The 23,071-nt window shown below is 28.9% G+C and carries 21 protein-coding genes; 12 read left to right on the top strand and 9 right to left on the bottom strand.

The window, feature by feature from the left end:
* Position 1 precedes the first annotated feature (1 nt).
* Complete coding sequence (locus CHB67_RS01195; protein WP_089379911.1) at positions 2–292, bottom strand: hypothetical protein; 291 nt, start codon at positions 290–292, stop codon at positions 2–4.
* A gap of 165 nt (positions 293–457) precedes the next feature.
* Between CHB67_RS01195 and CHB67_RS01190 the strand changes: the two genes are divergently transcribed.
* Both CHB67_RS01190 and CHB67_RS01185 read left to right on the top strand, forming a co-directional pair.
* Complete coding sequence (locus tag CHB67_RS01190; RefSeq protein WP_089379910.1) at positions 458–2,161, top strand: M23 family metallopeptidase; 1,704 nt, start codon at positions 458–460, stop codon at positions 2,159–2,161.
* A gap of 10 nt (positions 2,162–2,171) precedes the next feature.
* On the top strand, positions 2,172–4,619 hold the full coding sequence (locus CHB67_RS01185; RefSeq protein ID WP_089379909.1) for a TonB-dependent receptor: 2,448 nt from the start codon (positions 2,172–2,174) through the stop codon (positions 4,617–4,619).
* Here the strand turns inward: CHB67_RS01185 and CHB67_RS01180 are convergent.
* Entirely contained in the window at positions 4,616–5,257 is a 642-nt protein-coding gene (locus tag CHB67_RS01180; protein ID WP_089379908.1) for a response regulator transcription factor, read from the bottom strand. The two genes, CHB67_RS01185 and CHB67_RS01180, sit on opposite strands and share 4 nt — an antisense overlap.
* A gap of 76 nt (positions 5,258–5,333) precedes the next feature.
* A complete protein-coding gene (locus CHB67_RS01175; RefSeq protein WP_089379907.1) occupies positions 5,334–6,482 on the bottom strand; it encodes an ATP-binding protein in 1,149 nt (382 codons plus the stop codon).
* Between the two features lie 240 nt (positions 6,483–6,722).
* On the opposite strand from CHB67_RS01175, the gene CHB67_RS01170 reads away from it, so the two are divergent.
* Together CHB67_RS01170 and CHB67_RS01165 are read left to right on the top strand one after the other, a co-directional pair.
* On the top strand, positions 6,723–7,052 hold the full coding sequence (locus CHB67_RS01170; protein WP_089379906.1) for a hypothetical protein: 330 nt from the start codon (positions 6,723–6,725) through the stop codon (positions 7,050–7,052).
* 105 nt (positions 7,053–7,157) lie between these two features.
* Positions 7,158–7,454, top strand: a complete 297-nt coding sequence (locus tag CHB67_RS01165) for a hypothetical protein (protein ID WP_089379905.1) — start codon at positions 7,158–7,160, stop codon at positions 7,452–7,454.
* Positions 7,455–7,716: 262 nt separating this feature from the next.
* On the opposite strand, the gene CHB67_RS01160 is transcribed toward CHB67_RS01165, so the two are convergent.
* Together CHB67_RS01160 and bcp are read right to left on the bottom strand one after the other, a co-directional pair.
* Entirely contained in the window at positions 7,717–8,655 is a 939-nt protein-coding gene (locus CHB67_RS01160; protein ID WP_089379904.1) for a nuclear transport factor 2-like protein, read from the bottom strand.
* Between the two features lie 232 nt (positions 8,656–8,887).
* Entirely contained in the window at positions 8,888–9,343 is a 456-nt protein-coding gene (gene bcp / locus CHB67_RS01155; RefSeq protein WP_089379903.1) for a thioredoxin-dependent thiol peroxidase, read from the bottom strand.
* Between the two features lie 35 nt (positions 9,344–9,378).
* Between bcp and CHB67_RS01150 the strand changes: the two genes are divergently transcribed.
* Positions 9,379–10,014, top strand: a complete 636-nt coding sequence (locus CHB67_RS01150; RefSeq protein WP_089379902.1) for an endonuclease III domain-containing protein — start codon at positions 9,379–9,381, stop codon at positions 10,012–10,014.
* A gap of 51 nt (positions 10,015–10,065) precedes the next feature.
* On the opposite strand, the gene CHB67_RS01145 is transcribed toward CHB67_RS01150, so the two are convergent.
* From CHB67_RS01145 to CHB67_RS17300, 3 genes are all read right to left on the bottom strand, one after another.
* Positions 10,066–12,306: an ammonia-forming cytochrome c nitrite reductase subunit c552 gene (locus CHB67_RS01145; protein ID WP_089379901.1), complete on the bottom strand. Its 2,241-nt coding sequence runs from the start codon at positions 12,304–12,306 to the stop codon at positions 10,066–10,068.
* Positions 12,307–12,438: 132 nt separating this feature from the next.
* Complete coding sequence (locus CHB67_RS01140) at positions 12,439–13,005, bottom strand: HdeD family acid-resistance protein (protein WP_089379900.1); 567 nt, start codon at positions 13,003–13,005, stop codon at positions 12,439–12,441.
* A 27-nt stretch (positions 13,006–13,032) separates the two neighbouring features.
* On the bottom strand, positions 13,033–15,411 hold the full coding sequence (locus CHB67_RS17300; RefSeq protein ID WP_217900239.1) for a mechanosensitive ion channel domain-containing protein: 2,379 nt from the start codon (positions 15,409–15,411) through the stop codon (positions 13,033–13,035).
* A 234-nt stretch (positions 15,412–15,645) separates the two neighbouring features.
* Between CHB67_RS17300 and CHB67_RS01130 the strand changes: the two genes are divergently transcribed.
* Entirely contained in the window at positions 15,646–16,275 is a 630-nt protein-coding gene (locus CHB67_RS01130) for a carbonic anhydrase (protein WP_089379899.1), read from the top strand.
* A 5-nt stretch (positions 16,276–16,280) separates the two neighbouring features.
* Here CHB67_RS01130 and CHB67_RS01125 read toward each other — a convergent pair whose 3' ends face one another.
* Positions 16,281–17,042: an MBL fold metallo-hydrolase gene (locus CHB67_RS01125; protein WP_089379898.1), complete on the bottom strand. Its 762-nt coding sequence runs from the start codon at positions 17,040–17,042 to the stop codon at positions 16,281–16,283.
* Between the two features lie 366 nt (positions 17,043–17,408).
* On the opposite strand from CHB67_RS01125, the gene CHB67_RS01120 reads away from it, so the two are divergent.
* The 6 genes from CHB67_RS01120 to CHB67_RS01095 all read left to right on the top strand — a co-directional run bounded on the left by CHB67_RS01120 (position 17,409) and on the right by CHB67_RS01095 (position 23,063).
* Positions 17,409–18,509, top strand: a complete 1,101-nt coding sequence (locus CHB67_RS01120; protein WP_089379897.1) for a Re/Si-specific NAD(P)(+) transhydrogenase subunit alpha — start codon at positions 17,409–17,411, stop codon at positions 18,507–18,509.
* Between the two features lie 11 nt (positions 18,510–18,520).
* Positions 18,521–18,829 carry an NAD(P) transhydrogenase subunit alpha gene (locus CHB67_RS01115; RefSeq protein ID WP_089379896.1) on the top strand — a complete coding sequence of 103 codons (309 nt, stop codon included), beginning with the start codon at positions 18,521–18,523 and terminating at the stop codon, positions 18,827–18,829.
* On the top strand, positions 18,829–20,229 hold the full coding sequence (locus CHB67_RS01110; RefSeq protein WP_089379895.1) for an NAD(P)(+) transhydrogenase (Re/Si-specific) subunit beta: 1,401 nt from the start codon (positions 18,829–18,831) through the stop codon (positions 20,227–20,229). Before CHB67_RS01115 ends, CHB67_RS01110 begins: the two co-directional genes overlap by 1 nt.
* A gap of 118 nt (positions 20,230–20,347) precedes the next feature.
* Positions 20,348–21,811, top strand: coding sequence for a nicotinate-nucleotide adenylyltransferase (locus CHB67_RS01105; protein WP_089379894.1), 1,464 nt, complete (start codon positions 20,348–20,350; stop codon positions 21,809–21,811).
* Positions 21,812–21,872: 61 nt separating this feature from the next.
* The gene (locus tag CHB67_RS01100) at positions 21,873–22,415 is read left to right on the top strand and encodes an RNA polymerase sigma factor (protein ID WP_245813391.1); all 543 of its coding nucleotides are present in this window, start codon (positions 21,873–21,875) and stop codon (positions 22,413–22,415) included.
* Positions 22,416–22,448: 33 nt separating this feature from the next.
* Positions 22,449–23,063 carry a hypothetical protein gene (locus CHB67_RS01095; protein WP_089379893.1) on the top strand — a complete coding sequence of 205 codons (615 nt, stop codon included), beginning with the start codon at positions 22,449–22,451 and terminating at the stop codon, positions 23,061–23,063.
* The last annotated feature ends 8 nt before the right edge of the window (positions 23,064–23,071 follow it).

Genomic DNA, 23,071 nt, shown 5'->3' with positions numbered 1-23,071 from the left:
CTTATTCGCTTAATTGAGTAATACATGTATCAATTTCACGAATTAAAGCATTTATTTTGAGTTTTGTTTCTCTTCTATCTTCTTTACTGCCTTCTATAGTTTTTGCAATTTTAAGTACTTGATATTTATTTTCAAGTTCATTATTTAATTGCTTTTCTTGAGTTATTTTATGTTCTAAAGAAGCTAATTTGTCTAACAAAAATTCATTTTCTTCTTTTAAAAAATTATAATTTTCTAAAAGTATTTTGAGTTTGTTTTCAACTAAATTTACAACTTCTGTAATATGACTCATAAATCCCTTAAGAATATAAACTATAAATACAAAGTTAGTATTAGTCTACCAATATTACAACTGTTTTCTATCATTTTATAAAAATGTTAGTTGTCTATATATAAAAGCTTTAAGTTTAAACGTTGTAAAAAATATAATTTACTATTTTAGCCTAAAACAATTTTTGTGAAAAGACTCGCTACTTTAATTTTAATTTTAACTACTTTTTTTGTCTTTGGACAAGGTGATATTTCAACCTACCCAACAAATTATTTCAGCAATCCTTTAAATATTCCTTTGGTATTATCAGGAACGTTTGGTGAATTAAGAACCAATCATTTTCATGCAGGTATTGATATTAAAACTGAACAAAAAGAAGGTCTAAATGTGATAGCAGCTGCTGGCGGTTATGTTTCTAGAATTAAAGTTTCTCTTTGGGGTTATGGCAAAGTTTTGTATGTAACACATCCTAATGGCTATACATCGGTTTATGCACATCTTCAAAAATTTAATAATCAAATAGAAGCTTACGTAAAAAAGCAACAATATAAAAAAGAGTCTTATGAAATTCATTTATTTCCTAAAGCAGGAGAGTTACCTGTTACAAAAGATGAAATTTTAGCTTTTAGCGGAAGTACTGGTGGTTTTGTTGGTCCGCATTTACATTTTGAAATAAGAGATACTAAAACCGAAAAACCTATCAATCCGTTTTATTTTGGGATTAAAGTAAAGGATTCTAAAAAACCTAGAATAAATAGTTTAATGGGTTATTCTTTAACTGAAAATACACACATAAATAAAGTAAATGCTCCTGTTCAACTTTCATATCGAAAATTAGAAAATGGCGATTATTTAGCTTCAACAATTAAAGCTTTTGGTGAAATTGGTTTTGGTGTAAATGTTTATGACCAATTAGATGGTGCATACAATAAAAATGGTCTTTATAGTTTATCTTTAGCTGTTAATGGTAAAACGATACATGAATTTAGAGCAACTTCTTTTTCGTTTTATGAAACAAAATACATTAATTTATTAGTTGATTATGAACGTTTAGAAAAACTAAATCAACGTGTTCAAAAAACCTTTACAGAGCCATCAAATAAATTAAACATGTACAATACTTCCTTAAATAAAGGATATATTTCAGTTGAAGATGGATTGAGCTATACGGCTACCATTGTGGCGAAAGATTTTAAAGGGAATGAACAAAAAATCACAATTCCTATAGTTGGAAAAAAAGAGAGTAGCGTGGTTTCAAAACCCATAAAAAAAACTCCTTATAAAATTAATAAATCTGAATTCAATAAATTTAATAAAGAAAATGTAACAGTAGCTTTTCCTAAAAACACCTTTTACAACGATTTTTATTTAGATTTTGATGTGATAGAAACTGTTGCAAAAATTCACACTCCTACAATTCCATTAGACAAAAAATACACCTTAACTTTTGACGTATCAAAGTATTCTGAAGCAGATAAAAAACAATTATATATTACTAGTGTAGACCAAAATGGAAAAACCTCATACCAAACCACGGTTAAAAAAGAAAGCACATTTTATACAACTACAAAAAATTTAGGTAAATACACACTTAAAAAAGACACTGTTCAACCTTCCATTAAATTACATAATATTAAAAATGAACAATGGCTTACCCATTTTAAAACCTTACAAGTTAAAATTTCAGACAACGAATCTGGTATAAAATCATACAGAGGTGAAATTGATGGTGAATGGATTTTAATGGAATATAATGTTAAAAATGGTTTATTAACCTATAATTTTAGTGATAAAACTTTTACTGAAGCCAAACACGAACTAAAAGTTGTAGTGACAGACAACGTTGGAAACACATCTGAATTAAAAGCAACTTTTTTTAGAAAAAAATAAATAATTACCCTTGAAAAACTATATACTCTCAGCGCTTTTGCTATTTACTACCTTATTAACTGCACAAAATGCAATTATTAAAGGGGTACTTAAAAATGAATTTAAAGAACCTATTGAAGGTGTTGCTGTAACCTCTTCAAAATATGGTACAGTTACAAATAATAAAGGAGAATATACATTAACTGTTGCTGCCGATATTGAAATTACTGTAATTTTCACACATGTATCTTACAAAACATTTCAAAAAAAGGTGAAGATTCCGAAAAATAAAACATTTCGTTTTTCACCTACTCTCACTTCAAAAGTAGAAGAAATGAACGAAGTTGTAATTGAAAATTCTAAAAGAGAAGCACAGGGAATTATAAACGTTGATCCATTAAAAGCTACTAAAATACCAGGAGCAAAAGAAGGTGTTGAAAATATTTTACTAACGCTTGCAGGTGTTAACAACAATAATGAACTCAGTACACAATACAATGTTCGTGGTGGAAATTTTGATGAAAACCTTGTTTATATAAATGGCATTGAAGTGTACCGTCCGTTTTTAGTTAGAACTGGTCAACAGGAAGGGTTAAGCTTTGTAAACGAAAATTTAGCTCAAAACGTCAACTTTTCCGCAGGGGGTTTTCAAGCCAAATATGGTGATAAACTTTCATCCGTACTAGATATTACCTATAGAACTCCTGATGAGTTTGCAGCAAATATTAGTGCTAGTTTGTTAGGTGCAAGTGCAACTGTTGAAGGCACACTATTTGATAAAAAATTAAGTGTTTTATTGGGAGCTCGCTATAGAAATAACAGCTTACTCATAAATAGTAAAGACATTGAAACCAATGCTGAACCTAACTTTACAGATGTACAATTATTTCTTTCGTATTTAATTAATGAAAAGTTTAAAATAGACTTTTTAGGTGTTTATTCTTTGAACAATTATAATTACACTCCAAAATCTAGGAGCACAAAATTTGGAACTATTAGCGATCCTTTAGAATTGATTGTTTTTTATGAAGGACAAGAAAAAGATGCTTTTCAAACATTGTTTGGTGCAGTAAATGGTACTTATAGTGTGAACAAACATTTAAAATTAGGTTTAACCACTTCAGTTTACCACACTGTAGAACAGGAACATTATGATATTTTTGCTACTTATAATTTAGGTGAAGTAAATGCCGATTTTGGCTCGGATAATTTTGGTGAAGTTGCTTTTTCTGAAGGAATTGGTTCACAGTTAAATCACGGTAGAAATGATTTAGATGCGCTAATAAGTGCTGTTGAATTTAAAGGGACTTACAAAAAAAACAACCACCAGATAGATTTTGGAATAAAATATAAAAATGAAGATATAAGAGATCGTATTAAAGAATGGGAAGTTATAGATTCTGTTGGGTTTAGTGTGCGTCCGCCGCATCATAGTTCAAACAACCAACCTTACGAGCCCTACACAAGTCCTATCGAACCTTATCAAAATGTGCAAGCTCAAAATAACGTAAAAATTGATCGCTTGGTATGGTTTGCACAATATAGTAAAAATGCTTTCATCAACAATCATAAAATATGGTACAATGTTGGATTGCGTTCTCATAATTGGAATGTAAATGGCGAAGATATTACTACTGCAAATCAAATTACCTATAGTTTAAGAGGTCAATTTGCCATTAAACCCGATTGGGAAAAAGATATGCTTTTTAGAATTTCAGGAGGAATGTACCACCAACCTCCTTTTTATAAGGAGTTAAGGAATTTTGAAGGAAATGTTGTTCCAACGGTTGATGCACAAAAATCATTGCAAGTCGTTTTAGGAAATGATTACAGTTTTAATTTATGGAGTCGTCCATTTAAGTTGGTTACAGAGCTTTATTATAAAAGTTTAAGTGATGTAAATATTTATACGGTAGATAATGTAAGAATTAGGTACATCGCAAACAACAATGCAACAGCCTATGCTACAGGATTAGACTTGCGTTTAAATGGTGAATTTGTTCCCGGTACAGAAAGTTGGATAAGTATTGGTTTTTTGAAAACGGAGGAAAACTATAACAACCAAGGTTATATTGCAAGACCTACAGATCAACGATTTAAATTTGGGATGCTTTTTCAAGATTATATGCCTAACATTCCAAATGTGCGCATGTATTTAAATTTAGTTTATAATACAGGTGTTCCTGGTGGAGCTCCATCATATACAAATCCGTACGACTATCAAAATAGGCTAAACGATTATAAAAGAGCTGACATTGGTGTTTCGTATGTTTTTACAGATGCCAAAAATCAAAAAAATAGTGGTTGGCTTAAAAACTTTAAAGAATTATCTATAGGTGCTGAAATTTATAATTTATTTGATGTACAAAACTCCATTACAAATACCTGGGTTAGAGATGCTTATTCCAAACAATATTATGCCATCCCAAATTATATGACGCCACGCGTTTTTAATGTAAAAATGCAAATGAAATTTTAATATATTCGATTTAAATATTTATTTACTGCTCCAAGCTTACTGTTTACGTGTAATTTTTTATAAATATTCTTGGTATGATATCTTACCGTATCTATACTTATAAAAAGTTTGTCTGCAATATTTTTAAATGGTAATCCTTCTGACAATGCTTGTAGAACTTCAATTTCACGGTTTGACAGTTCTTCAAAACCATTTTTTTTCCGTTGTTTTTGTGGATTAAAATAGCTGATTACTTTTTTAGCAATAACTGGTGATATTGGAGCCCCTTCAACCATAATTTGTTGAATGCCTTTTTTTATAGATTTTAACGGTGTGTTTTTTAACAAATACCCATCTGAACCTGCCTTTAGGGCATCAAAAACATGTTTCTCGTCTTTGTAAATTGTGAGCATTATTATAGAAAGTTTTGGATATTGATGTTTGATATGATGAATCCCCTCAATTCCAGACATACCAGGTAGATTTATATCTAACAATAACACTTCAATATCTGGATAATGACTCACATTTTTTAAAAAAGACTCCACCGAATCCGCAGTAATATCACATGTAAATTCGGGATCGTTTGTAAAATACATTTCTATTCCCTCTCTTATAACCTTATTGTCTTCAACAACAGCAATATTTGTCTTCTTCATTTTCTTTTCTTTTTTAGCAATTTAACAAAATTAAACTAAATGCCTTTTTTAAAAACTACATGTTCATGTGGATTTATTAATACAAGTAATCAAATAATAGTTCAACCTTAAAACCATTATCATGTGTAAATTTAATTTCACCTTTTATCTTTTCAGTTCTAGCTTTCATATTTTGAAGGCCATTACCATTTAAATTATTAATATCTTCAATAAATTTGGTACCATTATCTTTAACTGTTAATTTTAAATTGTATTTCTGTTTGGTTATTGAAATATTTACAAGTGTTGCATTTGAATGTTTTATAATATTTGTGATGGCTTCTTTATAAATTAAAAAAATATGTTGTCTATGCTCTTGGTTTAACTCCATTTTATTGGAATCAAAGCATTTAAACGTAAATTTAATGTTTTGAGGACTTAGCAGCTGATACAAAACATTATGCATTCTATCCGTTAAATTTTGAAGGCTGTTATTTCGCGCATCAATAGCCCAAACCAAATCGCTTAAAGTATCAACTGCTCCCCTACTCTGAATCATCATATCATTTAAAAATTCCTTCCTTTTATGTTCATCAATATTTTCATTAATTAATTCTGAACGAATCGCAATTCCTGTAAGTACACTTCCTAATTCATCATGTAAATCTCTAGCTATTCTTAATCTTAATTTTTCTAGTTTTTTAATATGATAAATTTCATATTTTCTGATCAAAACAGCTAACAACAGTACTAAAAACATCAATATACATATAAACCACCATTGCTTATAATATATTTGATGAACTATTATTGGTATTGAAATTCGATTTTCATTTACTTCCCCTTTATTGTTTGTGGCCTGCACTTCTAACGTATAGTTACCTGGTGGTAAATTGGTAAATGTTAATATCTTTGTTTCACTTAAAACTCTCCAATCATTATGAAGTCCTTTAAATTTATATGTAAATGAATTTTTTTCTAGTTTAAAATGATTAGGCAATGAAAATTCAAAACCTACAAAAGCATTGTTATAAGGCAATTCAATGCTATTTAGATTCTTATTTTTTATCGTCAAATTATACGTTGAATCTTTCTTTGAATTGTACCAGCTAACCTTGGTAATACCTAAATCAAAACTTGTGTTTCTTGTTGCATTTTCAACCACACTATTTTCCTGTGCTTTTAAACTAAAAACACTTATAAAAAATAATACATATAATAAGTAATCAATTTTTTTAATAAACATTCAATATTTTTTAAACTATAAATTCAATTATTTATCAATGTAAGATAAGTTTTTTTTACAATTTCTTTTAAAAAAAATAAGCTAACCTACTCATTTTAAACAAATACTACATAATAATGTAGTTGCAATCACTCAATTCTGTAACTACATTTACATTAATTAGAAAACCAACTTATATAGCTATAGTAAAATTGCAAAATCTAATTAAAAAAGGAAAAGTATAATTTAAATCTATTTATTATGAAAAATTTAAAAGTCATCGCAATCGCATTAATTATTTCAACATCAAGTTTATTTGCCGCAGAAATTGTTCCAGATATTCCCGTAAAAGATATTAGAAATCAAGTAGTAGATCTACTTTCTGATCCAGAATTTAAAATAGCTGAAGAATTTGTTGTAAACGTTGTATTTACTTTTAGTTCTGAAGGTGATATTATTGTGCTAAAAGTTGACTCTACAAATCCTGATGTAATACAATATATAAGAGATCATATAAATCATAAAATGATCGCTACTCCTGGAGAACCAAACAGAGAATTTATACTGCCATTGCGCATTACTAAAAAATAATGATTAATACCAAAAAATCTTAAACTAGGTTCTTGGTTTAAGATTTTAAAAGAATTTAGACGTTGTTACCCCAATATATTTCTACTAATTAAAATTACTATTATTATGAAAAAAACAACCATTTTGGCAATAGCCTTCGTTTTGGGAACAACAAATTTAGTAGCTTCCGTTTGCAGTGACAATTATTTGTTACCTCCTCCTCCTTCGCAAAATAATACTACTGAAAATAAAACGACTTCAATAGAAAATGAAAATTTAAAGAAAGAAATAATTATTTCTTACCTAGAAGTTGAAACAACTGTGGCTAGTTTAAACTATTTGAAACAGCAGAAGAAATTAAAACTTGCACAAGCCATAAGAAACTATAATAACATTGCACCTAGCATTATTGGTAAAGAATAAATTACAGTTTTTAGTTAATACCTAAAAAGCTCAAACTTTTAAAAGTTTGAGCTTTTTTTATGATTTATACTATCTATTTTTCTGTTTTATTTTGAAACGGTTCTATGTTAAATTTTATTTTATAACATTGGATAAGTTATTCAGAATGATGGATTTTATAACTTTTAATATTGCCTCATTCATTTTAAAATTATATCTTATTATATAATAAAAAAAATAGAGAGAACAATTAGCCCCTCTATTTTTCTAATTAACTCAAACATTAATCTTCTAATAGTTTTGCACTATAATAAGCACTCTCCATGGTAATCATACCATCATCATTAAAATCATGAAGAAACATAATTGGAACATTAATTTTTTTCTGATCAGATTTTCTTGTGAGCCTAACAATCCACCAGGATTGCACTACTTTAGAATCTCTAATTCCGTAATTTAAATAATCTGGATACCCTTGAATATCAATACTATTTATTTCAAATTTTTCTTTAAATTTTAAATCTCCTTCTATAGATTCTTCTAATGTGTAGGTTTCATTTAAAGGCATATGAATGTTTTTAAATTTACATTTTTCATCATAAAATTTATAAGCAATTTCCAAATCATCGTTTTCAAAAGCATGAATCATTCTTCTAACTTTATTTATATTTTCATGATGATTATAGATTGTTCCATTTTTTCGTTCAGTAAAGCTAGCGCCAATTTCATCATAAACAGATTCATCAAAATAATTAATCATTGTTTGAATCTTATTGTCTTTATTTACAACATATAACCTATGAAAAGGCATATCTAATTTTACCCCTGTTTTATTGTGAACACCTGTTAAGTGAGTCCAAGTTTGCACCCAAACTACATCGTCATTCGTAGTATCTTTATACTCCAATGCATCAGGATATGCACCTGCTGAACGCTCAATTTTTAAATAACTAATATTTTCTTTCCAAAAGGTGACATTATTTAATAAATTTTCTTTTGTTTTTCCTTTTGCATCTTTATTGGTATCAGAGCCATTGTAAGATTTAAAATCTTCAGAAACATACGAAGCCACCTTATCTTTATTTCCTGCTGCAAAAGCCTTTTCCATTTCTTCAACAACTTTTATTGCCGGATGTTCAATATAAATTGTTCCATTTTTTTTCTTTTGAGCTGTTCCAATGATTGTGAAAATCATAAACAGAATCATTACTTTTTCTTTCATTTTTCAATAGGTTTTAGTTAGTGATTAGTTTTATAATTAAAAATGAAAAAAGCTTTACAATCATATTAAATACTTTACTGGTATGAGAGCTAATCTACATTCGTAACTATTTTTCACTAATGTATCTAAAAGAAAAAAGCTATTGAACTACATATTCATGTAGTTGTTAAACAAAAAAAGAGATTTGATAAGCATCAAATCTCTTTTTTTAATTTTTATGTAGCACTATTTACTATTCTCCTAAAATCTGCTCAGTATGTACTTTGGTTTTTACTTTTGTTATTACTTCTTCTAAAACACCTTTTTCATCAATAATAAAAGTTGCCCTATGAATTCCCTCATATTCTTTACCCATAAATTTCTTTGGTCCCCAAACTCCATAGGCATTTATTACCGTTTTATCTTCATCAGCTAACAAAGGAAAAGGTAATTCGTTTTTAGTTATAAAATTTTGTTGACGTTTGGCTGAATCAGCACTTACTCCTAAAACTTCATATCCTTTTGCTAAAAAAGTATGATAATTGTCGCGTAAATTACAAGCCTCAGCTGTACAACCTGGTGTGCTTGCTTTTGGATAGAAAAATAATACTAGTTTTTTACCTATATAATCGGCTAATTTAATTGTATTTCCTTGTTGATCTAATGCTTCAAAATTTGGTGCTTTATCTCCTACTTTTAATGTTGTCATAATTTGTATTTTAGCTTTTTGTAAATATACATAAAATGACCAAAAAAGAAAAAGTTCAATTTGTAATTGATACGCTTGAACAATTATATCCTGAAACGCCAATACCCTTAGATCATAAAGATCCTTATACTTTATTAATTGCTGTTTTACTTTCTGCTCAAAGCACAGATGCTCGTGTAAATACGATAACTCCTCTCCTATTTGCTAAAGCTGACAATCCGTATGATATGGTAAAATTATCGGTTGGAGAAATTAAAGCAATTATAAGACCTGTAGGATTATCTCCAATGAAATCAAAGGGAATATATGGTCTTTCACATATTTTAATTGACAAACACCATGGTAAAGTACCTCAAGATTTTGCTGCTTTAGAAGAATTACCTGCTGTTGGTCATAAAACTGCTAGTGTTGTTATGAGTCAGGCTTTTGGAGTTCCTGCTTTTCCAGTGGATACACATATTCACCGTTTAATGTATCGATGGAATTTAACCAACGGAAAAAATGTTGTTCAAACCGAAAAAGACGCAAAACGACTTTTCCCTGAAGAATTATGGAATAAATTACACTTACAAATTATTTATTACGGTAGAGAATATTCTCCGGCCAGAGGTTGGAATATTGAGAATGATATTATTACAAAAACAATAGGACGCAAAACGGTGTTAAAATAATTAACACCGTTTTTTAAATTTTACACTTAATATCAATAGTAAACTCTCGTTTTAATTAGGAGTTCTTCCTTGTGTAATAGAATTCATTATTTGCTTATAATTTTCATTATTAGGGTTTATTTGAATTAATTGAGAACAAATTATGTAAGCTTCTTGTATGTTATTTGTATTTAACAATCCAACCAGTTTTACATATAAAATACGTTCATTATTAGGACTCAATTTTAATCCCTTATCAGCTATTTTAATAGCTTCAATATTATCTCCTTTTTGTTGAAGCATCACAATATAATTGTAAAATGCATTGGCATTAAAAGGAACCTTTTCGCAAGCCAACTTTAAATATTCCATTGATTTATTAGTATCACCCAATTCGTTATACAATAAACCTAACATATAAAAGGTGTAACTAAATTCGGGTTCTTGCTCAATTACTTTTAAGTATAACGCTTCACTTTCTTTTGTTAAGCCTTGCTGATAATAAATTAACGCCAAGTTAATTCTAGATCTATTAAACCTATTGTCAATTTTAATGGCTTTTTTATAAGCATCAATAGCAGCTTCAATATTTCCTTTTTCCTGAAAATAAATACCTCTTGAATGTTGCCCTGAAGCAAAATCCGCATTTATATCCATATAGTTTAAATATTCTTTATTTGCCGATTTAAAATTTGGAACGTTTGTTTCATCAACAAAACTTTTATTAAAATAGCTTGCTGCAGAAATTCGAACCAATCTTACCGAATCTTTTAATAAAGGGGCTATTTTGTTTTTTATATTAGAATTACTTGTTTTTTCGAATGCCATAACCGCTTGGTTTCTTATCAATACAGAAGGATCATTTAAATAAATACTTAGCGCATCTAATTCTTGTGCTGTTAATGGTCCATTTGAATATTGATTTAATGCCGAAGCTCTAATAATTTCTGGATATGCTTGATTTTCAAGTGCTACTTTAAATTGATTGTGATCTTCAAAAAAACCTTGCAACATATGATCTGAAAAATGATCAGCTCTTTCAGGTCCGTATTTTTCAATTACAAAATCGCTTGCCCACTCTTTACTTTTATCGGTATGACAGGTATTACAAGCATTAGGCACATCATATTTTACAGATTGATCAGGTCTTGGAATTCTAAAGCTATGATCTCTTCTAAAATCGTTCCCCATATAAATTCTACCTGGCATATGACAATTTATACAACTTGCACCATCGGTACCTACTTCATGAAAATGATGCTCTTCAGTATTGTAACTTGGAACGTGGCAAGTCATACATAAATCATTTCCTTGTTTTTTTAATTTTAATGAATGCATATCGTGGCAATCTCTACAAGAAACTCCATTCTGGTACATTTTACTTTGTACAAAAGAACCATATACATAATCTTCATCCAAAATTTGACCATCTACATAATACAGAGGGTCTTCAGGTAAACTTACTCTGTAATGATCAGAAAATTCGCCTTTATAATCAAAATAATTGGTTGTTTGTGATCTTCTTGAGTGGCAGCGAGCACATTTATCTACCAGTTCTTTTGATGGTAAACCAGCTGGCATGTACATTTCTGGCGGTGTTAACCCATCATAATTATCTTTATGCTCTTCATAAAAAGCATTATGATCGCTCATAGGACCATGGCAAGCTTCACAACTTACATTAATTTCACTAAATGTTGTATTAAATGTATCTGTTGTATGGTCGTAATTTTTTTTAAGATTTGTTGAATGGCAATCAACACACATGGTATTCCAACTCATTGCTCTACCTGTCCAATTTAACCATTCATCATGTGCTAAATCATAATTTGGCTGCAAATGAAACCACTTATTATCTTGAGAATCCCATGCTGCAATTGAACATTGATATTCACCATTTGGAAACTCAACAACATATTGTTGTAATGGAAAAAATCCGAACGTATATATAATTTTATAATCTTGATACTCCCCATTTTTATCGGCAGTATTCATATAATAATCTCCGTCCTTAATAAAAAATTTATGAGAAACTCCTTTGTGAATAAATTCTGAGTTATTAAAATTTCCTAAAACAGAAACAGAATCTGCCAATTTCATTGCCAAATCGTGATGTGATTTTTCCCAAAGCGCATACTCTGTTTCGTGACAAGATTTGCAACTTTCAGAACCAACAAAAGAAGCTTCTGAAAAATCACCTTTTACACCTTCATGAACATCCGTATATTCTTTCTTTTCTTTGGTATCGCATGATTGTGATAAAAACAACACAAATAAACAATAAATAATACATTTAATTTTTTGAATCAACATTCTTCTATTTTACTAAAAATCAATAATTTAAATACAAATAAAACTAGAGAATAATTAAACAGAATTATCTCTAGTTTTAAGGTTTAAATATACGGAATTGTATCTTATGTTGTAGATACTTTTAATGAATATTTAATAAGGATTATTTAATTTATCTTTCATTTTTGAACCTACGTATAAAATAGCAATTCCTCCAATTATTGCTATTGTACCAATTACAAACATGATTGTTAAAACTGATAGATATGGCGAAGAAATTAAGATAACACCAAATATTATCGAAAAAACACCCCCCCAAATCATTGAAGTTCGGCTAGTACTTTTTGGCAATTGAAAACCCGATATTAAACCACTAATACCATATATAGTAGCTGAAATTCCTAAAAACCACATTAAGAATGATGTTGTTAATACTGCACTTAACATTGGTTTTGAAAGCACCACTAAAGCTGCTAAAGTTCCAATAATGCCCGTAAACAAACTCCAGCCCCAAGAGCTTTGTGTTTGTCTCCTTTGGAAGGAAGCTATGATGGTTGAAATCCCATCTATAAGCCAATAAATCCCTAAAATAAAAATTAAAGTTGTTAAAGTTGCAGTTGGAAAAATCAACAATACAAGCCCTGTTAATATTAAAATAATGCCTTTAAATTGTATGAATTTAACTAATGCTGTTCCTAAATTTGATTCTTGATTTTCCATATTATATTTTTTTATTATTTAACTATTTCACTTGTTAATTGCAATTGATTTATCTACACTTCGTAAGTGTAAATCAAGCTGAGGAAAGGCGATTTCAACATTATTTTCTCGAAAAACCTTATCTATTTCAGCTAATAAATCACTTTCAACTTGAATAGAATTTAAAGCATCTTTTGCCAATACTCTTAATTCAAAATTTAACGTGCTATCTCCAAAGTTTCTAAACAATACTATTGGGTCATAACTTTTCAATAAATTATTGTTGGCTTTTGCAACAGCAACTAACAAATTCATTACCAGCTCAACATTTGACCCATAAGCTACACCAACAGCAATTTTAAGTCTTCTTTTTCTATTGCTTAATGTCCAGTTTGTAACTTGATTATACACTAAATCTTGATTCGGAATAATAACATCTGACTGATCAAATGTCATTACACGAGTTGCACGCAAGCCAATTTTTTTAATTTCAGACCATTCACCTTGCATTTCAATAGTATCACCTTCCCTTACAGGCCTTTCAAAAAGTAAAATTAATCCACTAACAAAGTTATTTACAATACCTTGTAGCCCAAAACCAATACCAACACCCAATGCACTTAATACAATTGTAAAATTAGTTAAATTAAAACCTAGTGTTGCAATGGCTAATAAAAATCCAAAAAACAATAAGAAGTATCTAATTAGTTGTGCTATTGATAATCTTGTTCCTTGATCTAGTTTATCCTTTTCAAATGTGTCACTCATTAAAAACATTTCAATAATCGTAGATAAAACATAAGAACCATACAATACACTTATTGAAGTTATTAAAAGGCCAATACTTATATTAACTTGTCCTAAATTAAAACCTGACTTTACAATAGAATCTACTGCATTTGGAATAGATTCATAAACTCCCCATATAACTAACAATCTAGGCAAAAACGCAAATATAATTATCAATACATTTATAATGGTTGAAAATCTTTTCACAGTATTTGAAATAAGTTTAGGTGAACCACTTAAAACTTTTTTTGATAATCTACTAAAGCCAAGCTCAATTCCAGCATGAATCATTTTCAAAAATACAATCATAAAAATAACAACAATTATTGTTTTTAATAGAGATTCATACATAAAAATTGCTAAAACCTCCTTACCTATAATTTCGGAAAACAATACAATAATTAAATAAATGGCTGCAATATTAAAGAATCGGTCATATTTTACGCTTTTATCAGTAGCTTTATTTATTTTTTTCCAAGTATAAATTTTATAAATTCCAACAGTTGATAAAAGCAATATAAATACTCTAAATATTGGAATTGGTAAACTAATTAAATCAAACAATCCTGTTATTATAAGTAATGATACTATGGCATATAAAAAGTGTTTTTTCCATACTTGTCCTTCAAAATTAGTATAGAGCCTTCCAAAAGAAACGCCTCCAATTGTTGCCAAAAATAAATTCCAACTTTGTAAACTGTTATCATCTAAATATATCATAAATACAAAAATTACTCCAAAGAAAACCCCTGAAGATATAGCTCTGTTGGCTAAAATTTTATAGTCTTTATGATTTGCTAAATATTTTCTATTTCTTCTAATTAAAAATATTACAGAAAATGTAATTAATAATTGCATTACAATTGACCACCAATATTTTTGAAAAAATCCTGAATTTGGTAGTACAATTGTTTTAAAACCTCTACCTATACTAGCAATCATTTTAGTTGTAAATTGTTCAAAAAAACTTATTGAATACATTGGAATAGATGCTTTTTCGAATGAATTCACTATTTTCTTTTGGTGCAATTTTGAAATTTTAGAAGTGTAATCGTTTATTACTGATTGATTTTTATAACCATCTCCTTGAAGTTTTAACAGTGTGTTTAATTGTGATGAAATTAATGTTAAAGCATTTTCTATAGTTTTTTCAGCATTATTAAAACTTATTTTGGCCTGACTAGGCATATCTTCTTTTAATAAAAAAGCTTTCCAACTTCCCCATTTCTGTTTTTCAGCAATCCAAATTAATCGTGATTTTTCAAGTTCTTGTATGGCATCTGTTAAAGGTCTATTAATATCATTAAAAATTTGTTTCTCCTGAATTAATTCATCTTTTAGGTATTTTAACTCGTTTGACCCTACACTTTCTTCTTTCTTAAGCTCGTTAAATTGTGTATTAAAATTTTTTAAATAATTCTCAACCTTTTTGTATTCTTTATTAATATATTCAACATCAACTAATTCTCCTACACTGTTTTTAATTTCTAAAAATTGATTTTCTAATTCGCTCTCCAAAGGAATTATTTCAGAAATTTTAGGTACGTTTTCTACAGTAGCCTTTTCTTTAGTTTGCTCTTCAACTCCTTCTATTTTACTTTGCGCAATTCCTAAATTAATATGTAAAAAAATGCACAACAAAAAACACATTTGAAATCTCTTAAAACTAATTATCATAAGTAAATATTTTTAAAAAAATAATTAAAATATAGCTTAAACTTTTTTTATTTACGAATATACTATCTTATAACTAAATATACTAAAATATAAAAAACTCACTATAGGATTTTTATAAAATAAGTTGTTTGAAAAAATTAAACTCTGATATTAATTTTATAGTATTGCATTCATATAGGACAATAATAAATAAGTATGAATATTAATCAAATATTTAAAAATAATAAGCAATGGGTTGTTCATAAATTAAATGAAAACCCAAATTATTTCACAGAATTATCTGAAGATCATAAACCCGAAATTTTATACATTGGTTGTTCAGACAGCCGTGTTTCTTCTGAAGAATTAATGGGAGCACAACCTGGTGATGTTTTTGTAATGAGAAATATTGCAAATATGGTTTCTAGTCTTGATGTTAGTGCTATGTCGATTATTAAATATGCTGTTTCTGAATTAAAAGTAAAACACGTTATTGTTTGCGGACATTATGAATGTGGTGGCGTAAAAGCAGCTATGGAATCGAACGATTTAGGTATTTTAAATCCTTGGTTACGTAACATTAGAGATGTTTATAGAATGCATAGTGAAGAACTTAATGCTATAACTTGCCAAGAAGAAAAGTACAAACGTTTGGTTGAATTAAATGTACGTGAGCAATGTATAAATGTTTTAAAAACATCTGATGTTCAATTAGCTATCAATAACCGAGATTTTAAAGTACACGGATGGGTTTTTGATATTCACAATGGAAAACTAGTGGATTTAAAAATAAACTTTGGTGAAATTTTAGAAGAAATTAAGCAAATATATCATTTAGATAACTAGTGTATTTAAACTTCTAAAACCAATTCATCATAAGCTACAAACACATTTTCAGGTAAACTTTTTTCAACTTCAGCGTGAAAACCTAAATGATGACTTATATGTGTTAAATATGTTTTTTTAGGTTTCAATTCATTTATCAATACCAGGGCTTCTTCTAAATTTAAATGAGAATGGTGTGCTTTAAAACGAATGGCATTAATTATTATAATATCTAAATTTTGCAGCTTTTCTTTTTCTTCACTGCTAATTGTCTTAACATCAGTTAAATAAGCTACATTATTAAATTTATATCCTAAAATTTGCAATGTACCATGCATTACTTTAATAGGTGTTACGTTTAAATTATGTAACATAAAATCCTCCTCTTCAATTTCATGCTGTTCAACACTTGGTGCTCCAGGATATTTGTTGACATTGTTAAAAATATAATCGAACCTATATTTTAAATTTTGCAACACTCTTTTTTGCGCAAAAATTGGTACTGCTCCTAATTGAAAGCTAAACGGACGTATATCATCTAATCCCGCTACATGGTCTGAATGTTCATGCGTAAATAAAATACCATTTAATTTTTGCACATTTGCTCGTAACATTTGATATCTAAAATCAGGACCACAATCAATTACATACGTAAATTCTTCCCATTCAATTAAAATAGATACGCGTAAACGTTTATCACGTTTATCTTTTGACAAACATACAGGATGTGTACTTCCAATCATGGGAATACCCTGAGATGTTCCTGTTCCTAAAAATGTAATTTTCATAAACTCAATTTTACAATACTATTTTCGAGTTTACAAATATATTACATAAAATACGCGTTAAATTCATCTATATATAAATTTACAAAAAACCCAGTTTTTACAAAAAAAAGTGACTATAATTAGTTAATTCATATAAAAAACTCCACTTTTTATAATATTTAATAAAATGTGATTTTTATCAACTTTTATAGTATATAAAACAATTAACTTTATCTTTGGCGTCTAAACCTAAACACATGATGAAAAGTTCATTTTTAAAGCGCTATAAATCAAAAAAATGGTACACAAAAACTTAAAAAATCTCTCTTAACTTTTCAACAAAAAACAACTCTAATTTATAAATTTTAGCTAAATAATTAACTTATTATGAAAATAGGCGTATTAAAAGAAACAAAAAAAGGTGAAAAACGAGTATCGATTTCGCCAAATATTGCCAAACAACTTGTAGAAAAAGGATTTGAATTAATTGTTGAAGAAAATGCAGGAACATCTTCTTCATTTAAAGATTCAGAATATTCTAAAATAGGTGCAAGTGTTGAAAAAAGAGGCGTTGTATTTAAAGAATCTGATGTTCTTATTAAAATTAACCCTTTTGATGAAGAAGATTTAAAACTGGTAGATAAAGGTCAAATATTAATGAGCCAATTATACCATAAATCAAACACTGAATTAATTGAAGCAATTGCTGCAAAAGGTGCTACTGCTTTTTCTATGGATGCTATGCCTAGAATAACTAGAGCACAAGATATGGATGTTTTAAGTTCTCAAAATAACTTAGCGGGTTACAAAGCTGTTATTAGAGGAGCTTATGAAATGACTAAAATTTTCCCATTAATGATGACCGCTGCTGGAACCATTACTCCTTCAAGAGTTTTAATTTATGGTGTTGGTGTTGCTGGTTTACAAGCTATTGCTACGGCAAAACGTTTGGGAGCTGTTGTTGAAGCTACCGATATTAGAACAGAAACTAAAGAGCAAGCCGAATCATTGGGGGCTAAATTTATTAGTGTTGACAATAAGGGTGAAGAATCAGAAGGAGGTTATGCTAAAGAAGCTTCTGAAGATTATGCTCGCAGACAAAAAGAAGCGGTAAACGAATCATTGTTTAAAGCCGATTTAGTTATAACAACTGCAATGGTTCCTGGAAGAAAATCACCTGTACTTATTACTGCAGAACAGGTAAGCAACATGAAAAATGGTGCTGTAATTATTGATTTAGCTGCTGCACAAGGAGGAAACTGTGAACTTAGCAAAATGAATGAAACAGTAATACATAATGGTGTGAAAATTATTGGTACAACTATTTCTCCTGAAAGTGTTTCAACCAATGCAAGTGATTTATACGCCAAAAACATGTTGAATTTCATTGTACATCTTACTGAAAACAATGAATTTAAATGGGACTTAGAGGAAGAAATTACTGATGGTACTTTAATTGTACAAGAAGGAAAAATTAGAAAAAATTAAATACTTAATATATGAATCAATTTATAGAATTTATAAGTCAAAACCTCGAACTAATTTATATTCTAATCTTAGCAATATTTATTGGTGTTGAGCTTATTAAAAACGTTCCAACAGTTTTACATACGCCTTTAATGTCTGGTGCAAATGCATTGAGTGGTGTTGTAATTGTAGGTGCAATTATAGTAATGTTACAATCAGATCCTGAAAATTACTTAGCTCTTGGCTTAGGTTTTGTTGCGGTTGTATTAGGAATTATAAATGTTGTTGGTGGATTTGCCGTTACCGACAGAATGTTACAAATGTTTAAAAAGAAAAAATAATGAGTATTTATTTAAGTATCATATATTTAATAGCCACAGTAACTTTTATTGTTGGTTTAAAAAATTTAGGTCACCCTGCAACAGCAAAAAAAGGAAATTTAATTTCAGCGCTTGGAATGGGACTTGCAATTGTAGGAACTATTGTTCTTACTGAAAATGAAATTTCACCTATAATTTACGGACTTATTATCGGTGCAATTGTTGTTGGTGGAATTATAGGTTGGGTTATTGCCATGAAAGTGGAAATGACTAAAATGCCTGAACTAGTATCATTATTTAATGGTTTTGGAGGGGCAAGTGCACTACTTATTGGTTTAGTTGAATTTAATAAAAATATTGGTGTAGCTGAAGCAGATAAGGCTTCTGCAGCAATTATCTCAACAATTATTTCAGCAATAATTATTGGTAGTATCACTTTTACAGGAAGTTTAGTTGCTTGGGCAAAATTAAATGGATCAATGAAAGATCTTAGATTGCCAAAATACAATCTTATCAATAACATCTTGTTTTTAATATTGTTAGCATTCGCTGTTTATATTGTTTTAATAGGCTCAGATAGCTCACTTTTAATTTATGTACTATTAGTTGCTTCTTTAGTTTACGGTTATTTATTTGTAGCTCCAATTGGAGGTGCAGACATGCCTGTGGTTATTTCATTATTAAACTCATTAACAGGTATAGCCGCAGCAATTACAGGTATTTTATATGGAAATATGGTAATGCTAGTTGGTGGTATTTTAGTAGGATCTGCTGGTTTAATTTTAACTTTTGCAATGTGTAAAGCTATGAATCGTTCATTGGCAAGTGTTATTTTTGGAGCATTTGGTGGTGCTGAGGCTGTTGGTACAAGTACAGGAAAATCTGGAGGAACAATTAAAAAAACAACAGCAAGTGATGCTGCTGTATTATTAAATTATTCAACTAATGTAGTTATTGTTCCTGGATATGGTTTAGCTGTAGCGCAAGCACAGCATGTAATTCACGAATTAGAAGAATTATTAACCAAAAAAGGTGTTAGTGTAAAATATGCAATTCACCCAGTGGCTGGTCGTATGCCAGGACATATGAATGTTTTATTGGCTGAAAGTAATGTTGATTACGATAAGCTAGTTGAAATGGATGATATCAACCCTCAATTTCCAAATACTGATGTTGTTTTAGTTGTTGGTGCTAATGATGTTGTAAATCCAGCTGCACATAATGATCCTTCTAGTCCAATTTATGGTATGCCTATTTTAGATGTAGAAAATGCAAAACATATTATTGTAAATAAACGAAGTATGAATGTTGGTTATGCGGGAATAGAAAATGAATTATTCTTTAACCAAAAAACAAACATGTTATTTGGTGATGCCAAAGATGCATTGACCAAATTAGTAGCAGAACTTAAAAATATGTAGCACATATTTATGAATTTCATAAAAAGAGCGTAAATACTAATTATTTACGCTCTTTCTTTTTTTATAGCTAAAATTCATATCATTTTTTAGTAATTTTGTTAAAACTAAAAAAACTAAAATGGCTCTTAAATTAAAAGGTGATTCTGAAATTAGCGATGTACTTCCTAGCAAAGCTAAAGCTTTAAAAATTAATTTAAACAAACACATTTACGGTACTTTTGCCGAAATTGGAGCCGGACAAGAAACTGTTAGACACTTTTTTAGAGCTGGTGGTGCTTCTGGTACAATTGCAAAAGCAATGAGCGCCTACGATAAGGAATTTTCTGATGCGGTTTATGGTATTGAAGATGATGGACGTTATGTAACAGAAGAACGTTTGCAAAGAATGCTTACTTACGAAATTGAACTTACTGAAGATAGATTGACTAGACGTAAACATCCTGATAAAATGTTTTTTTCTTATGCAAACACAGTAACTACTATTGATTTTGCTAAAAAATTTAAAGGTCATGGATGGGTAGGAATCAAATTTCAATTAGATTCTTTAGAAGATTATAACGAGATTATTTTACACGTTCGTTTTAAAGAAACCGATGCTAAATTACAACAAGAAACTTTAGGTATCTTAGGTGTTAATTTAATTTATGGAGCTTATTATTTAAACGACAAACCTAAAGAACTTCTAAAATCTCTTTTAGACAACTTACACCCTATTCAATTAGAAATTGATATGATCAACTTCTCGGGTCCAAGATTTTCTTATGTTGACAACCGATTAATGAGTTTATTATTGGTAAAAAACGGTATGACAAACGCTGTTATGTTTGGTCCTGACGGAAATAACCTATTACCTGCACAACAATTATATAAAGCCAATATTTTAGCACTACGCGGAAGCTTTAGACCTGTAACTAAGGTAAATATGGATATGTATAAATTGGCTGAAGAATTATTTTTGAAAGAAAATAAAGTTAAAAAAGAAAATACAAAAATTATTTTTGAAATAACACTTGCTAATTTAAGTTCAGAAGGCCGAATTGATGAGCGAGATTTCTTAGACAGAGCTGAATTACTATGTTCTCTCGGTCAAAATGTAATGATTTCGAACTACCAAGAATATTACAAGTTGGTTGAATATTTTTCAGAATTTACAAAAGCACGTATTGGCTTAGCTATGGGTGTGGCCAGTTTTATTCAAATTTTTGACGAAAAATATTACCGTAATTTAAGTGGTGGTATTTTAGAAGCTTTTGGAAAATTATTCTTTAAAGATTTAAAAGTTTATTTATATCCATTTAAAAATTCTAAAACAAAAGAACTTGTAACAAGCGAAAACCTAAAAGTACATCCACGTATGAAAGAGCTATACAAATTCTTTAAATACAATGGAAAAGTGATTGATATTAAAGATTACGACCCTGAAATATTAGATGTGTTTTCAAAAACTATTTTAGATATGATTTCTAACGGAACTGAAGGTTGGGAAGAAATGCTGCCTAAAGGTATTTCCGATATTATTAAAGAAGAACGTTTATTTGGTTATTCACGAAGAAAATTTGCAAAAAAAACATTTAAAAGATAATTATTTGGTTATCATTTAAACCTTTGCTACATTTAGTTGTCTAACTAGAAATTCTAAATGAGTGATCGACGATAAATTATTAGTTGCACAACTTAAAAATGTAAAAACACAAGAACTTGCATTTAGAAATTTAATGTCATTATATAAAAAACGATTGTATTGGCATATCCGAAAAATTGTAATTTCACATGAAGATGCTGATGATGTACTTCAAAATACTTTTATAAAGGTTTTTAAAAACATTCATAAATTTAATGAAGACAGTCAATTATATTCTTGGATGTATCGAATTGCAACCAATGAATCTATTACGTTTATAAATAACAAGGCAAAAAAACAACAAGTTAATATCAACGACCTTCAATACCAACTAGCTGATGAACTTTCAAATGACAGCTATTTTTCAGGTGATGAAATTCAACAAAAATTACAAAAAGCCATCATTACATTGCCAAGAAAACAACAACTAGTATTTAATATGAAATATTTTGATGATATGAAATACAGCGACATGTCTGAAATTTTAGAAACATCTGTGGGTGCCTTAAAAGCATCTTATTTTCATGCCGTTAAAAAAATTGAGCAACATCTTAAATCAAATTAAACCTTTGATTTACAATAGAGTCTAAGTATAAAGATGAAAAAACAAAAACTACATAAGGTTGCACCAATATTAAATTCAATTTCAAAGAAATCTGGATTTAATACACCTAATGAGTATTTTGAAACTCTTGAAATTGATATACTTTCAAAAATTAAAACTGAAGAATTAAATTCTGAAATAGATAAAAATTCTTTTAGAACTCCAGATGCTTATTTTGATACGATTGAAGATATTGTGATTGCTAAACTGAAGGCTAAAAGTTTTCATAATAAAGAAAATACCAAGGTTTCAGACAATTATTTTGATACTCTTGAAGATACTGTTATTTCAAAATTAAAAACACCAAAAAGAGTAATTTCTCTAAAAACTGTTTCAAAATATCTAGTTCCAATTGCTATTGCAGCTTCGCTCCTATTAATTTTCACTTTAAACACCAATAAAAAAACGGTTACATTTGAATCCTTAGCCACTACCGATCTTGAACTATTTATTGATTACGGTATGGTTGATATTGACACACAAACATTGGCTAGTACATTTTCAGACATTGAAATTAAAACTGAAGAATTTGATTTATTTCTTACAGATAGTGAGGTTTTAAATTATTTAACAGACGAGGATTTAGAAACTTTTATCTACACAAATTAATACTTTTA

This window comes from Lutibacter agarilyticus (assembly GCF_900188235.1).
GTDB lineage: Bacteria > Bacteroidota > Bacteroidia > Flavobacteriales > Flavobacteriaceae > Lutibacter > Lutibacter agarilyticus.
This window is presented reverse-complemented; position numbering and strand designations above follow the sequence as displayed.

Bases quoted from the DNA above. Each gene is read 5' to 3' on its own strand.
- CHB67_RS01195 (WP_089379911.1), bottom strand. From the start codon at position 292: ATGAGTCATATTACAGAAGTTGTAAATTTAGTTGAAAACAAACTCAAA.
- CHB67_RS01180 (WP_089379908.1), bottom strand. From the start codon at position 5,257: ATGAAGAAGACAAATATTGCTGTTGTTGAAGACAATAAGGTTATAAGA.
- CHB67_RS01175 (WP_089379907.1), bottom strand. From the start codon at position 6,482: ATGTTTATTAAAAAAATTGATTACTTATTATATGTATTATTTTTTATA.
- CHB67_RS01170 (WP_089379906.1), top strand. From the start codon at position 6,723: ATGAAAAATTTAAAAGTCATCGCAATCGCATTAATTATTTCAACATCA.
- CHB67_RS01165 (WP_089379905.1), top strand. From the start codon at position 7,158: ATGAAAAAAACAACCATTTTGGCAATAGCCTTCGTTTTGGGAACAACA.
- CHB67_RS01160 (WP_089379904.1), bottom strand. From the start codon at position 8,655: ATGAAAGAAAAAGTAATGATTCTGTTTATGATTTTCACAATCATTGGA.
- bcp (WP_089379903.1), bottom strand. From the start codon at position 9,343: ATGACAACATTAAAAGTAGGAGATAAAGCACCAAATTTTGAAGCATTA.
- CHB67_RS01150 (WP_089379902.1), top strand. From the start codon at position 9,379: ATGACCAAAAAAGAAAAAGTTCAATTTGTAATTGATACGCTTGAACAA.
- CHB67_RS01145 (WP_089379901.1), bottom strand. From the start codon at position 12,306: ATGTTGATTCAAAAAATTAAATGTATTATTTATTGTTTATTTGTGTTG.
- CHB67_RS01140 (WP_089379900.1), bottom strand. From the start codon at position 13,005: ATGGAAAATCAAGAATCAAATTTAGGAACAGCATTAGTTAAATTCATA.
- CHB67_RS01130 (WP_089379899.1), top strand. From the start codon at position 15,646: ATGAATATTAATCAAATATTTAAAAATAATAAGCAATGGGTTGTTCAT.
- CHB67_RS01125 (WP_089379898.1), bottom strand. From the start codon at position 17,042: ATGAAAATTACATTTTTAGGAACAGGAACATCTCAGGGTATTCCCATG.
- CHB67_RS01120 (WP_089379897.1), top strand. From the start codon at position 17,409: ATGAAAATAGGCGTATTAAAAGAAACAAAAAAAGGTGAAAAACGAGTA.
- CHB67_RS01115 (WP_089379896.1), top strand. From the start codon at position 18,521: ATGAATCAATTTATAGAATTTATAAGTCAAAACCTCGAACTAATTTAT.
- CHB67_RS01110 (WP_089379895.1), top strand. From the start codon at position 18,829: ATGAGTATTTATTTAAGTATCATATATTTAATAGCCACAGTAACTTTT.
- CHB67_RS01105 (WP_089379894.1), top strand. From the start codon at position 20,348: ATGGCTCTTAAATTAAAAGGTGATTCTGAAATTAGCGATGTACTTCCT.
- CHB67_RS01095 (WP_089379893.1), top strand. From the start codon at position 22,449: ATGAAAAAACAAAAACTACATAAGGTTGCACCAATATTAAATTCAATT.